We start from the raw sequence: 12,089 nt of genomic DNA, 5'->3' as shown, positions 1-12,089 counted from the left end.
GTGGGATTGATCCCCCGCGGGTAGGGGAGACCGGAAGCCGATCCCGGCTCCCCGTGCCGTTTTTGATCCCCGCGGTCGGCACGGAGATCGGCAATGTCTGACAAATCTAAACCGCTGCGAATCGGCGGTTATTATCGCGTTTCGACTGACGACCAAGCGGATCGGGGCGAATCGCTCGCGGTGCAAAAGGCGGCGATCACGAGCGACGCCGCGGCGCTGGGCGGAACCGTGGTCGAATGGTACGGCGGTTCGGAGCACGGCACCGCGGGGCACGCCCGGCCCGAACTGGCCCGGCTGCTACGCGACGCCGAAGCCGGCAAGTTCGACGCGGTGATGGTGTTCGACCTCACGCGGTTTTCCCGCGACGCGGCGACGGGCGAAGAGAACAAGAAACGATTGCGGCGGTGCGGTGTGCGTTTTTTCGTTCGGACGGCGGAGTCGGACCCCTACGACCCGAATCACGGCCTGACGGACGGCGTGCAATTATTGGTCGCGGACCATTCGGCGAAGGTCCAGCGGAAAAAGTCGATCGAGTCCCGTATCTCTCGCGCTCGGAAGGGCTGGCCCGCGGCCGGGCGACTCCCGTTCGGCCGCGACTTCGACCGCGATAAAGGGTGGAGCGTGATCGAAGAGAAAAAGGCGCTCATTCGCGAAGTCGCGGCCCGTTATCTGGCCGGCGAATCGATGGAGCGGATGGCCCGCGAAAAAAAGATGAACCAAGCGACGTTGCACCGCACGCTTACCAGACGGAGCGGCGGGACGTGGATGCAGACTTTCACCGATCCCGAATTCGGAATATCGGAAACCGTCCCCACGCCCGTGCCGCCGCTATTGGACGACAAGACGATCGCCGCGGTGCTGGAACGGGCGCAGTATAATAAGAACTACGGCACGGAGCGCCGGATCGATCGCTATTTATTGCGGGGGATGGTTTATTGCGGCGCGTGCGGTTATACGATGCAGGGGCAATTGGGCCGCGGCGGAAAAGACGCCTACTATCGCCATCCGTATAAGTGCGGCGGCGGCGGTTGCGACATCCGGCCCCGGCCGTTCGTGCGGTGCGCCGATTTGGAAGACGCCGTCACGCGGGTGCTGTTCGACGTGCTGGGCGACGAGGCGGCCATCACCGCGGCGATCCGACGAGCCGAACCGGACGCGGAAGCCAACGCCCGGATGCGGTCCGAAGCGGCCGGGCTGCGGGCGCAGATCGCCAAACTGGACGAGGGGCGGCAACGCGTGATCGGTCTCGTGGAGCGGGGGACCGTCACCGACGACGAGGCGGACGCCCGGTTGCGGAAGAACGCGGACAAGCGAGCCAAGGCCGCCGACGACCTCGCCGGGGTCGAACGCCGGCTGCAAAACGTCCCGGCCCCGGGCGATGTCGCCGCCGTGGCCCGGAAGGCTTCGGCCTCATTCCGCGAAAAGGTCGCCGCGGCAAAACGTCGCATGCTGATCCAGTGCGGCCCGGAACACCTGATCGGAGCGCACCGGCGGTCGCTGTTTGAGGACGTGCTCGTCGGCTCCGGTCCCGACGGTCGACCGGCCGGGGTGTACGTCTACGAGCGCCCCGGGGAGCGACCGTACACGAATGGGCGCCGCTGGAACTTCGCAGTGCGGGGGATGCTGACCGACGCGACCGGGGTGACGGAGAGTGAGGCGCTGTCTTATTGCCGAACGGCAACTACATCCACTCCCGCGGCGCCTCCAACGAGAACCGCGACGCCGGCTTCCAGGGCTTCGGTCGATTCCTGACGGATGCGCAGGGCCGGTACTACTTCCGCATGATCAAGCCGGTGCCGTACCCCGGCCGCACGCCGCACATTCACGTCGCCGTCAACAAGGGCGACAAGCGGCTGTTGACGACGCAGTGCTACATCAAGGGGCTTCCGCAGAACGACCGCGACGGCGTGATGCGCAGCACGACCGAGGCCGAACGCAAGCTGTTGATGATCCCGTTCGAGCCGCTCAAAGGCAGCGACGCCGGCGAGTTGCAGGCGAATTTTGAGATCGTGCTGGGCGCGATCACCGACGAGGGGCCGGAGCAGCCCCGCGGACGGAGCGGCCGGCGTCCGCGTGCGTGACGCCGTGCCTCGTTCCGAAGGGGGACCGATGCCGAAGAGAAACCGATGAGCGTTTTCGACTTCCCCACGCCCGGGGCCGCCTCGGGCGATCTCCTCGCCCAGAAGCGGCGGGTCCAGGACTATGTCCGGGAGGCGTCGGACCCGAACGAGGCGGGCGAGAACGGTCGGACGCTGTTGACGCTGGCGCTGCTGACCTGCTTCGAGGGGCAGGGCGAGGAGCTGGTGGTCGATCTGCTGCGCCGCGGCGCCGACCCGAACCGACCCTCCGCTTGGGCGAATTTCACGTCGCTGTTGACCGTCTCCTGTTCCCTACCGCTGGTTCGGGAGTTCGTTGACGCGGGCCTGCGGCTCAACGACGTCTACCGGATCGACGGCCAGCAAACGGGCGGACTGCTGGCCGGGCCGTGTACCGTTCTCAACTACGCCGACGCGGTGCGTGACTCGATCGCCCCGAAACGCAAGACGGCGAACCAACTCGCAGATCGGTACGCCGGCGGTCTGGGGCCGCGGCGGCGGTTCATCGACGAGTCGATCGCCCTGCTGGAGTCGTCCGGGGCAGAACGGGCGGTTAGAGGGGAGCGGCCGTCGGCGGAATGACTTGAACCGACTGGCGCTCGCCGGACCCGGGCGTTGCGATCCGGAGCCGCGTTTCGCACGATCCGCGTCCCGTTCGTTTCCTCCCGCCGCGCCGCTTTGCCCACTCCCGCCGAGGTCCGCAAGCAAGTCACGCGGGACCTGATCGTCTCCCCTTGGACGCTCATCCCGGCGGCGTTGGGGGGCGTTGCGCTGATGATCGGCGTGGCCGGCGGCGGCGATCCGACGTGGCTGATCGCCGGCGCCGGCGGCTTCATGGCCGGCGGGGGGATGCTGGCGACGCGGTGGCTCACGCAGTTGGAAGACGTCACCCAGAACGCCTGGCGGAAGCTGGTCGATGCGGAGAAGGAAGACCGCGAGGAGGAACTGGACAAGCTCGACCGCGAGTTGCAGCGCGACGGCGATCCCTCCTCCCAGAAGCTGCTGCGGGCGCTGCGGACGATTCGCCAGAACCTGCAACAGGACGAAGCCGCCGGCAAGCTCGGCGGGGCGGGCGGGATCGTGAAGGATCGGGCCGAAGAAGTGTTCGTCGCCTGCATCGCCCAGCTGCGGCACAGTTTGGAACTGGACGAAACGGCCCGCCGGCTCGCCGGCCCGGCTCGCAAGGAGTTGCGGGACGACCGACAGGCGATCCTCAAGGAGGTCGCCGAGACCGTCCGTCATCTCGCCAAAACGGTGACGGAGGTCCGCGAGGCGCCGATCAAACGCCGGGAGGGGAACCTCAGCCGCTTGCGGGCCGAACTGGACGCCACGATGGAGGTCGCCCGCCGTACCGAAGCCCGCCTGAACGAACTGGATTCGGGACCGGGCCGGGTGCGGGAGTAGCCGGATGCGGGGGTAATCGCGCGTCCCCCCTCTCCCCTTTTTAGGGGAGAGGGGCCGGGGGTGAGGGGAGTGCGACGATCGAAGGGCGTCAACGCATCCATCCGCTCGCCCTCAGATGTCTCCGAGGAGGGCGACGGTACGCGAGGACCAGCTCACCCTCACCCCCGACCCCTCTCCCTCAAGGGAGAGGGGAGCAGAGGGAACCGCCCCCGATTCGCTTTCGCCTCGCGGACGGCTTCCCCACACTCAAGGCGTGAACCGCTCGTGCCTGCCGGGCGTTTCGCCTCGCTCGCACCGCGTCACACGCCCCGTTCCCCCACCGCCCGCGATCCATGTTCGGCGCCCTCGGCCGTCTGTTCCGCTCCATCGGCTATCTGTTCACCGGCAAGATGGACAAGGCCGGCGAGGGGCTGCGCAGCAATCCCGACGTCATCAAAGCGAACTACGACCGGATCGTCCGGGAGAAACGCAGTCGGATCAATACCTATAAAGACGCGATCGCCGGGATGATCGCCCAGGAAGAGTCCAAAAAGCAGCGACTGAAGACGCTGGTGGAGGAGATCGAGAAGCTGGAGCAATTAAAGGCCGGCGCCGCGGCGAAGGCCCGCAAGGTCGCCGCCAGCCACGGCGGGAACGTCGAAGCGGTCAAAAGCGACCCGGAATATCTGAAGTGCAGCGCCGCGTTTAAAGACTTCAGCTCCACGCTGGAGGAGAAGCAGTCCCGGGCCGCGGAGATCGAAGCGGACCTCGAACAGCTCGTCACCAACATCGACGGCCATAAGACGCAGATTCAGTCGCTGATGCGCGAACTGGATTCGCTGAAAGAGGAGAAGCACGACGCCGTCGCCGACGTGATGAGCGCCCAGGAGGAGAAGCAGCTGGCCGATATGATGACCGGCTTGGCCGAGGACCGTACCGGCGAGGAACTGCGCGAACTCCGCGAGCTGCGGAACAAGGCGAAAGCGAACGCCCGCATCAGCCGGGAAGTCGCCGGGCTGGATACCAAGCAGGCGGAGGACGACTTCATGGCCTACGCCCAGGCCGACGCCGCCGAGGACGAGTTCGACGCGCTCATCGGCCTCTCCGCCGAAGCCGACGGCACCCCGGCCGTCAGCGAACCGGCCACGAAGACCAGCATCCCGGAGAGCTGATTCGCGGGATCATCCCCGAGGTTCGTCTTCGCCCGCGGTCGCTTCGGGCCGGGGGGGAACGACCGACGACCGCGACTCCGCGTTCGCGGCCTCGTCCGTTGCTTCGTCGCTCTCAGCCGGCAGCAGGTCCGCGACCGGCAGGGAGAAGTCGCGATCGGCGAGAGTGAACTCGACCACGTCGCCTTCGCGATAGGTGCGCAGCGTGCGGTACACGCCGGCCTCCGGATCGGTCCGCACTTCCAGCACGCGCTCCGGCAGGTTGACGATCCAATAGGGCGAGATCCCCGCCGCGGCGTAGATCGCCGCTTTGCGGGTGCGATCGAGGGCAAGGGTACTGTCTGACACTTCGACGATCAGCAGAAGGTCCGAGGCCCGTGGGTGGCGACTCGACCAGAACTTGAGACCTTGATTCGCGACCGAGACGTCCGGCTCCGGTTCGCTGCGAGAGAGCGAAATCGGCTTCTCCGTCCGCACGGCCCAACCACGAGCGAGACAGCTTCGCAATGCGTCCGCCGTGAGGTCCGTGGCGACCGCATGGGGAGGAAAAGCAGCGGCCATCTCAACGAGTTCCTCGTCCAAGAGTTCGATCCGGCGTCCCTCGATCTCGTCGAACACCCCCGCGCCGATCATTGCGTGATACATCTCCACCGTGACCCGCAGCGGTCGCGGCGACGGCGACAGTGCGGCTTGTTCAGGAGAGGAAACGACAGCCGACCGCACCCGCGGGGCGGGAGCGGTCGGGGCGGTCGTCGTCGGCGGGGCGTCGAGGAGGTCCGGCATGACGGGAGTTTACCCGATTATTCGCCCCGCGAGGCGGCCGAGGTCCGGGCCGATCCGGGCGGGAACGCGTCCGACAGCGCCATCAGGGCGTAGGCGGTGACCATGTTCGGGTCGCCTTCGTACCAGCGGTCGGCGTCGTTCACCCAGGAACCGTTCTCACGCTGCATGGCGAGCAGTTGCGCGGCGAGATCCTCCCGCCACGGATGCTCGACGCCGTCAGCGTCCGTCAGCGTGTCGCCGCCGAGCGTGTTCAACGTCTTGGCGAGCGTTTGCAGGTAATAATAATGCCCCTGCAACCCCATGCCGGGGTTCTCCGTGAGGGTGTAGTGCTCCGCCGCCCAGTCGCGGGCGGCTTTGACCCGCGGGTCCTTGGGGGTCAGGCCGGCGTAGATCATCGACTTCAACCCGGCGTAGGTCATGCTGGCGTAGCTGCGGAGGCCGCCGTTGGGGGTGGTGCCGGCCTTCGTCTGTCCGCCGAGCGCGGGGGTGTAATAGAAGCCGCCGTCGTTGATCTTCGCGGCGTTCGGCGTGTCGTTGCCGTGGCCTTCAAGGTTCTGCGTGCGGGTCACGAAAACCAGCGCCTTCTGAATCGCTTCGTCGTCCGGGCCGCTGCCGGTGCTTTTGAGAGCTTCGATTAAAAACTGGGTATTGGAAAGGTCCGGCCGATCGCCGGTGCTGCCGTAGCCGGCGCCGCCCCAGCGGACGTCGCTGCTGTCGATCCCCTCGCCCTGGTCCCACTGCAAGCCTTTGAGGAAGGCGCGGCCGCCCTCGATCGTCTTCGCGTAGCGGTCGCCCTCGACGCGGCTCAACGCCATCAGGGCCAGGGCGGTTTCATAGTTCCGATGGGTGGAGTCTTCCGCATAGATCCCGCCGTCCGGCTTCGCGTTGGCGACGATGAAATCGAGCGCCTTGGCGACCGCCGGGCTTTCGGCGGTCAGGCCGGAGTCCATCAGCCCCACCGTGGCGATCGCGGTGATCCCCAACGCTTCGTTCGCCGTCCAGCCGCCGTCGTCGTTCTGGGTGGTGCGGAGGAAGTCGACTCCCCGTTGGCGGGCCGCCTGAATCTCCGCGGCGGTCGGCACGGTCGCGCCCGGCGCCGTCACCGGCGGATCGGCGGCAACGACCAGAGAAGGGGCCGCGGCGAGGGCCAGGGCAAAGGTCGAGAGGGCGCAGGCGAACCGCACGAGTCGCTCCGGTTGAGGGATCAAGGGTAGAAGGGGGATTCGATCGGGATTCGCATTCTACGGGTCCCCCGGGGCTGGCGGGGTTCTGCCCCCGCGTCCCGACCGGATCGCAGGGGATTATCAGCGGGCGTGAAGAACGGTTCGATCAGAACTCGCCCAGCACCTCGCCGCCGTTGCGGGAGCCGGCGCCGCGCCAGATGGCGCGTGTCACGCTGTCCGAGATCGCCCGCACGCTGCCGTCCATCAGCGCGACCTGCACGACGCCCTCGTGATAGGACCGGCTGGTGATCGCCGCCATCGTGGCGTTGACGGCTCCGCCGCTGAGCTTGCCTTCCTGCCAAGAGGAGAAGTCGACGTCGTACTCTTGCTCCGTGCTGGGATCGACCCAGATCACCTCGGTGTTGGGGGTGAACGCCGTGGTGAAGCCGGTGTGGTGGACGCGGCCGTCCGGCCATTCGGTGTGGCCGGTGTTTTTGTTCTGCTCGCCCAGCTTTCTGTCGGAGTCGTCCGTGTAGGCCAGCACGTCGGCGACGCTGTCCGGCACGGGGGTGTCGGCCGGCAGCGGGCCGCTGTGATTGCGGAAGTAGGGCGTAAACGCCTTCACCTCCGCGGCCATCAGCGTGTTGGTCGAGCCGTCCCGGAGATGGGAGATCGACAGCCGGGAGTTCGGATAGAACGGCCCGTCCCCGCCGACGCCTTTGCTCCCGCCTCGCGTCGGATCCCACACCAACCAGGTGCCGTGGTTGAAGCCGTAGGTGGTGGGAAACAGGTTCGGCTTGCCCGTGCCGGTGTCGCGTTCGACGTACGACAGCGGATCGCTGGGGCAGCCGAACGTGGGAATCTTCAACCCGTCGATCGTCGGCTGGGCGTCCCAGCCGATCGAGAGGTCGACGTACTGGGCCAGCGTGCCCTGATCGATCTCCGGCAGGATACGGCCGTGGATGCTCCAGGAGCCGTTATTGCCCGTGTACCCGCTGGTGGACAGGCAGGCGCTGGGGGGGAGAACGCTGGTCGTGCTGTGATAGTTGTGAACCGCCAGCGCCAGCTGCTTGAGGTTGTTCTGGCATTGAGCCTTGCGAGCCGCCTCGCGCGCCTGCTGGACGGCGGGCAGCAGCAGGGAGACCAGGATCGCAATGACGGCGATCACCACCAGCAGCTCGATCAGCGTGAAGCCGTCCCGGCTCCCGACACACCGGCGGGGGGTGGAGCGTTCAGGGGATGAAACGAGGCTATGACGCATACGGATTCAATCGGGCGAAGAAGTCGACGTGGCGGCAGACCGTCGGCGCCGCGAGGGACCATGCGAGAAGCGTCACGGAGGGGGGCCAAAAGAATTCTGGCCGATGCGTGGGAACGCGCGCGAGTCTCGTTCCGGCCCCTGCTTTCGTCGGGCGACGTCTAGCGGCTTCATAACCGGGCTCACACCAACCCGAATCGTCAGCGAGGGCTGCCCGCGCAGCGGGCGGGGCTGTCGCCCGCATCCCTCGCTGACGCTTCGGGTTGGTTTGGGAACCGCTTTGTGCCGCACGCCGTTCTTTCGGCCGCAACCGTGTCGATTCCCGCGCACAGTCGTCAAGCTGGCGGTCGTCACGCTGAGAACCCGATGCCGATCGCCCCCGACGCCGCCAGCGCCCCCGCCGGAACGACCGGGTCCGGGATCGCCCTGCCGGGTGCGGGGCCGGCTGGGCCGGGGCTGCCGGGGACCGGGGAGACGAACGACCCGTTCGACGCGGACGGCGCCGAGCTGTTCCGCATGCGGGTGGAGACGCCGGAGAACATCGTTCTCGAACTGCCGATCGCCGGCGTGACGCGGCGTTTCGGGGCGTGGTTCATCGACACCCTGCTGCGGGTCGCGGTCCTCGCCGCGGCGTTCTTCGGGATGATCCCGCTGTTCTTCGCGGGATTGGGGGGGACGGCCTCCGGGGCGTTTCTGCTGCTGCTGTTCTTCTCGGAGTGGGGGTACTTCACCTTCTGCGAGGCGTTCTACGGCGGGCGCACGATCGGCAAGGCGGCGTTCGGCCTGCGAGTCGTGCGAACGGACGGCGGTCCCCTCACCTTCTGGCCGGCGTTGGTGCGGAACCTGCTGCGGTTCGCCGACGCCCTGCCGCTGCTGTTCACGGACCCACCGCATATCATGAGCAGCACCCTCATGCCGGCCGTGCCGCTGTACGGTTTAGGGGCGCTGTGCTGGACGCTCAGTCCGCGGGGCCAGCGGATCGGCGATCTGTTTGCGGGCACCGTGGTGATTCGCACCGCCCCCGCGACGGTCCCCAAGCAGCCGGTGATTCTGGATAAGATCGCCCCGATCGACCGCGCCCTCATCAACGGTCCCAAACCGCCCCGCAGCACGTTGGCGACCGTCGACGAATACCTTGCCCGCCGCGGCGTGCTCGATCACGAACGTGGCCACCAGTTGGCGCTGCCGTTGGCCCTCGCCGTCGCCCGCCGGTTGAAGTACGGCGGCGATCCCGACGGCGTCCGCGTCTATCCGATGGCGTTCCTCGCCCGGATCTGGGCGACCTATCTGCGGCCCGAGGACGAGGGCGAGGAGACGGTCGCGCCTCGCAACGGCCGGATGGCTCGCAATGATCGGACGAAGCGAGCGGAACGGAGCCGCCCGCGATGACGAAACGCGCCTTCCTCGCCGCCCGTCGTCCCCGCTGGGAGCGGTTCCACGAGCTGCTCGATCGGTTCGACCGGCGGAGCCTGCGCGGCCGCACCGCCGCGGAGGCCGCCGAGCTGTCACGCGGTCTGCGGGAGTTGGCCGCGGACCTCGCCACCGTCCGCGCCCACGGCTGGGGGGAACGGTTGGACGGCTACCTCAACACGCTGCTGGGCAAGGGGCACACGGCGTTCTATGCGGCGCCGCCCTCACCGGTCGCGGGATTCGTGCGATACCTCACGCGGGGGTTCCCGCGGGTGTTTCGGAAGAACGGGCGATTCTTTCTGGTCGCCGCGGCGCTGTTCTTCGGGCCGTTTTTCGCCTCGTGGGCGGCGGTCGCGGCGAAGCCGGAACTCGCGAATCGCATCCTCCCGGCGGAGCAGCAGGCGATGTTCGACGAGATGTACGCCGAAGACGGCGCCCTCGACCCGGACGGCGCCGCGGAGGATGGCCGATCCGCGTTTGACTTCGGCGATTACAGTCAGGAACGCAGCGGCATGGCGGGGTTTTACGTCCAGCACAACGTCGGCATCGCCTTGAAGTGTTTCGCGTTGGGGGTCACGTTGGGCGCGGGCACGATCTACGTGCTGCTGCAGAACGGTCTCTTCCTCGGAGCGGTGTTCGGCTACGCGGGGACCAGCGGGAACGGCGAACGGCTCTACAGCTTCGCGGTGACGCACGGCTCGTTTGAACTGACCGCGATCGCGGTCGCCGGCGGGGCCGGGCTGATGCTCGGCGACGCCCTGCTGCACCCCGGGCGGCGGTCGCGGTTGGGGAGCCTGATGGTGCGGGGTCGGGAAGCGATTCAGGTCGCCGCGGGGGCCGCCGCGATGCTGGTGATCGCGGCCGGGCTGGAGGCGTTCTGGTCGCCCGCTCCGATCGCCCCGGCAATCAAGTATGCGGTCGGCGCCAGCTTGTGGGTCGCGGTCTTCGCCTGGCTGCTGCTGGCGGGCCGGGGCGGTCCGGCCGACGTGCCGGAGGCGACGCGATGAGCGAATGCCCAGACGATCCCCGCGAGCCGGGGGGCTTGTCCCCCCGGACCGGATATGGACTCGTTCCCGACCTGCGTGCGGTTCGCTGCGCTCGCCGGTCCGGGGGGATGAACCCCCCGGCTCGCCGACTTGAAGGAGCGAGCCGATGACCCGCCCGTTCGCGATTCCCCTCACCCCGCACGGACCGGGCGGGGCGTTGGACGTGGGTCTCGCCGCGTGCGGGGCGAGTCCGACGTTGTGGCTGCGACTCGCCGCGGCGGGGGGGCTGCCCGCCGCGATTCTGACGGACGTCGTCGGCCGCACGTTCGGCCACGCCTGGGCGGTCGCGGCGGTCGCCGTGCTGGTCTTCACCGTCCCGCTGGGCCTGCGGATCGCCGCGATCGCGGTGCGGGGCACGTTCGCCGAAGAGAACGGCCCCGTCGGGGAAAACCGCGGCGACGGCGACGACGCCCACCCGCTCGCCCCCCGTCCCCGCACCAAACGGGAACGCACCCGCGAGGCGATTCTCGCCGTGCTGTGCGTGTGCCTGGCGGCGCTGTCCTTTCTCCCGCGCTGGCTGGACCTGCCCACCGCGTTCGGGGCGTGGCTGGCGACGCCGGCGGGGAGCGTCTCCATCGGGGCGACGTTCGCGGCGGCGGTCTGGCTGTGGTTCCGCTCCGGTCTTTCCCGCCGGGCGCCGTTCCCCCGGCCTTCGGGCCAATTGATGCTGGGGCGACTGACGATGCGGGCGCTGCTCGGCTGGCCGCTGGCGCTGTTCTTCCTCGACGATTGGACCGGGCTGGCCTGGACGCTGCTGGTCCTGTGGGCGCCGTTCGGGCTGGCGATCGGGGGACGGATCGGGTTCGCCTCGGAGCGAATCGCCCTGCGGGCGCTCTCCGCCCGGCTGCACGACGAACACGCCGACGGGCTGCTGAGCGCCCACACCGTCCCGCTGTTCGGTCGGGCGAACGGGCTGGCGCTGTCGGCCGCGGGGGGCTGGCTGCTCGGCATGTTGACGACGGATCTGCTCGGCTCCGCTTTGCTGAACTGGCGGCCGGCGCTGGGGACGGCGCTGGCCTCGAACAGCTTCTGGGGCGGGCTGGCGAGCGACCCGACCGCCGCGGCCCTCGCGGCGTTCGGCGGGGTGACGGTGTACGTCGTCGCCCGCGTCGGTTGGTTCGCCACGCTGGTCGATCTGCGCGTCCGTCGCGATTGTTGGGACGTGCAACAAGCCGTCACCCGAGAACGCAACCGCCTCGCCGCGGAGGAACGCCGCGCCGCTCCGACCGGGACGAAGGCGACGGTCGCGGCGCTGATCGCGTTCCTCCTCGCTCCGACCGCTCTCTCCGCAGGGCGATTGCCAAGTTCTGCATCCGGGGTGGCATGCTCTCACGCTGAAGTGGAGCGGAGCGGAACGCAGGCGGGTGAGCATGGAGCGTTGCACACGCGTTCTCTCGAGGGTCGGGCGTCGCTCTCCATGCTCACTCCGCAGCAGCCGACGCCTTTCTTCTCTGCGAGCGTCCTCTCGTCGCGGCGAGAGCATGCCGCCCGGTCGTTCATCGCTCTCGCCCAGAGTTCGTCCGGGGGAACCGATCCGGAGACGACGACCGAACGGGCCGAATCGGTGCTGTCGCGGGAGGAGTTCCGCCCGCTGCGCGACTTCGCGGAGGAGGGCGATTCGCTGTTCCCGCCGATCGGCGGCGGGCGGCCGAGCGGGGCGAACGGCGGCGAGGGGAGCGGCACGTCGGGCAGTTCGAGCGGGTCGTCGTCGTCGGGCGGATCGTCCGATTCCTCCCCCGGCAGCGGCGGATCGTCGTCGCCGGGCGGGGGAGGAATCGGAC

Annotated in this window: 10 protein-coding genes and 1 pseudogene; 8 read left to right on the top strand and 3 right to left on the bottom strand. The window is 68.5% G+C overall.

Annotation, left to right across the window (positions count from 1 at the left end):
* Positions 1 to 93 precede the first annotated feature (93 nt).
* From LzC2_RS16980 to LzC2_RS16960, 5 genes are all read left to right on the top strand, one after another.
* Positions 94 to 1,752 (top strand): recombinase family protein, encoded by a 1,659-nt coding sequence (locus LzC2_RS16980; RefSeq protein ID WP_171189209.1) that lies wholly within the window; start codon positions 94 to 96, stop codon positions 1,750 to 1,752.
* Positions 1,668 to 2,081, top strand: a complete 414-nt coding sequence (locus tag LzC2_RS16975) for a dioxygenase family protein (protein WP_171189207.1) — start codon at positions 1,668 to 1,670, stop codon at positions 2,079 to 2,081. Before LzC2_RS16980 ends, LzC2_RS16975 begins: the two co-directional genes overlap by 85 nt.
* A 45-nt stretch (positions 2,082 to 2,126) precedes the next feature.
* On the top strand, positions 2,127 to 2,678 hold the full coding sequence (locus LzC2_RS16970) for a hypothetical protein (RefSeq protein WP_171189205.1): 552 nt from the start codon (positions 2,127 to 2,129) through the stop codon (positions 2,676 to 2,678).
* Positions 2,679 to 2,774: 96 nt separating this feature from the next.
* Positions 2,775 to 3,500, top strand: coding sequence for a hypothetical protein (locus LzC2_RS16965; RefSeq protein WP_171189203.1), 726 nt, complete (start codon positions 2,775 to 2,777; stop codon positions 3,498 to 3,500).
* A gap of 332 nt (positions 3,501 to 3,832) precedes the next feature.
* Positions 3,833 to 4,651 (top strand): PspA/IM30 family protein, encoded by an 819-nt coding sequence (locus tag LzC2_RS16960; RefSeq protein WP_171189201.1) that lies wholly within the window; start codon positions 3,833 to 3,835, stop codon positions 4,649 to 4,651.
* Between the two features lie 9 nt (positions 4,652 to 4,660).
* Here LzC2_RS16960 and LzC2_RS16955 read toward each other — a convergent pair whose 3' ends face one another.
* From LzC2_RS16955 to LzC2_RS16945, 3 genes are all read right to left on the bottom strand, one after another.
* On the bottom strand, positions 4,661 to 5,431 hold the full coding sequence (locus LzC2_RS16955; protein WP_171189199.1) for a Uma2 family endonuclease: 771 nt from the start codon (positions 5,429 to 5,431) through the stop codon (positions 4,661 to 4,663).
* Between the two features lie 17 nt (positions 5,432 to 5,448).
* Positions 5,449 to 6,639, bottom strand: a complete 1,191-nt coding sequence (locus tag LzC2_RS16950; RefSeq protein WP_246255086.1) for a prenyltransferase/squalene oxidase repeat-containing protein — start codon at positions 6,637 to 6,639, stop codon at positions 5,449 to 5,451.
* A gap of 121 nt (positions 6,640 to 6,760) precedes the next feature.
* The gene (locus LzC2_RS16945; protein WP_171189197.1) at positions 6,761 to 7,855 is read right to left on the bottom strand and encodes a DUF1559 domain-containing protein; all 1,095 of its coding nucleotides are present in this window, start codon (positions 7,853 to 7,855) and stop codon (positions 6,761 to 6,763) included.
* A 363-nt stretch (positions 7,856 to 8,218) separates the two neighbouring features.
* On the opposite strand from LzC2_RS16945, the gene LzC2_RS16940 reads away from it, so the two are divergent.
* From LzC2_RS16940 to LzC2_RS16930, 3 genes and pseudogenes are all read left to right on the top strand, one after another.
* Entirely contained in the window at positions 8,219 to 9,241 is a 1,023-nt protein-coding gene (locus LzC2_RS16940; RefSeq protein WP_171189195.1) for an RDD family protein, read from the top strand.
* The gene (locus LzC2_RS16935) at positions 9,238 to 10,269 is read left to right on the top strand and encodes a stage II sporulation protein M (protein ID WP_171189193.1); all 1,032 of its coding nucleotides are present in this window, start codon (positions 9,238 to 9,240) and stop codon (positions 10,267 to 10,269) included. The genes LzC2_RS16940 and LzC2_RS16935 overlap by 4 nt, the downstream gene beginning before the upstream one ends.
* A gap of 145 nt (positions 10,270 to 10,414) precedes the next feature.
* Positions 10,415 to 12,089 (top strand): annotated as a pseudogene (locus LzC2_RS16930) (hypothetical protein); the annotation flags it as partial.

Origin of the sequence: Alienimonas chondri, assembly GCF_013036045.1 — a bacterium.
Lineage (GTDB): Bacteria > Planctomycetota > Planctomycetia > Planctomycetales > Planctomycetaceae > Alienimonas > Alienimonas chondri.
The sequence above is the reverse complement of the archived record's forward strand: the minus strand, read 5'-3'. Positions and strand labels throughout refer to the sequence as shown.

Bases quoted from the DNA above. Each gene is read 5' to 3' on its own strand.
- LzC2_RS16935 (WP_171189193.1), top strand. From the start codon at position 9,238: ATGACGAAACGCGCCTTCCTCGCCGCCCGTCGTCCCCGCTGGGAGCGG.
- LzC2_RS16960 (WP_171189201.1), top strand. From the start codon at position 3,833: ATGTTCGGCGCCCTCGGCCGTCTGTTCCGCTCCATCGGCTATCTGTTC.
- LzC2_RS16970 (WP_171189205.1), top strand. From the start codon at position 2,127: ATGAGCGTTTTCGACTTCCCCACGCCCGGGGCCGCCTCGGGCGATCTC.
- LzC2_RS16945 (WP_171189197.1), bottom strand. From the start codon at position 7,855: ATGCGTCATAGCCTCGTTTCATCCCCTGAACGCTCCACCCCCCGCCGG.
- LzC2_RS16980 (WP_171189209.1), top strand. From the start codon at position 94: ATGTCTGACAAATCTAAACCGCTGCGAATCGGCGGTTATTATCGCGTT.
- LzC2_RS16955 (WP_171189199.1), bottom strand. From the start codon at position 5,431: ATGCCGGACCTCCTCGACGCCCCGCCGACGACGACCGCCCCGACCGCT.
- LzC2_RS16940 (WP_171189195.1), top strand. From the start codon at position 8,219: ATGCCGATCGCCCCCGACGCCGCCAGCGCCCCCGCCGGAACGACCGGG.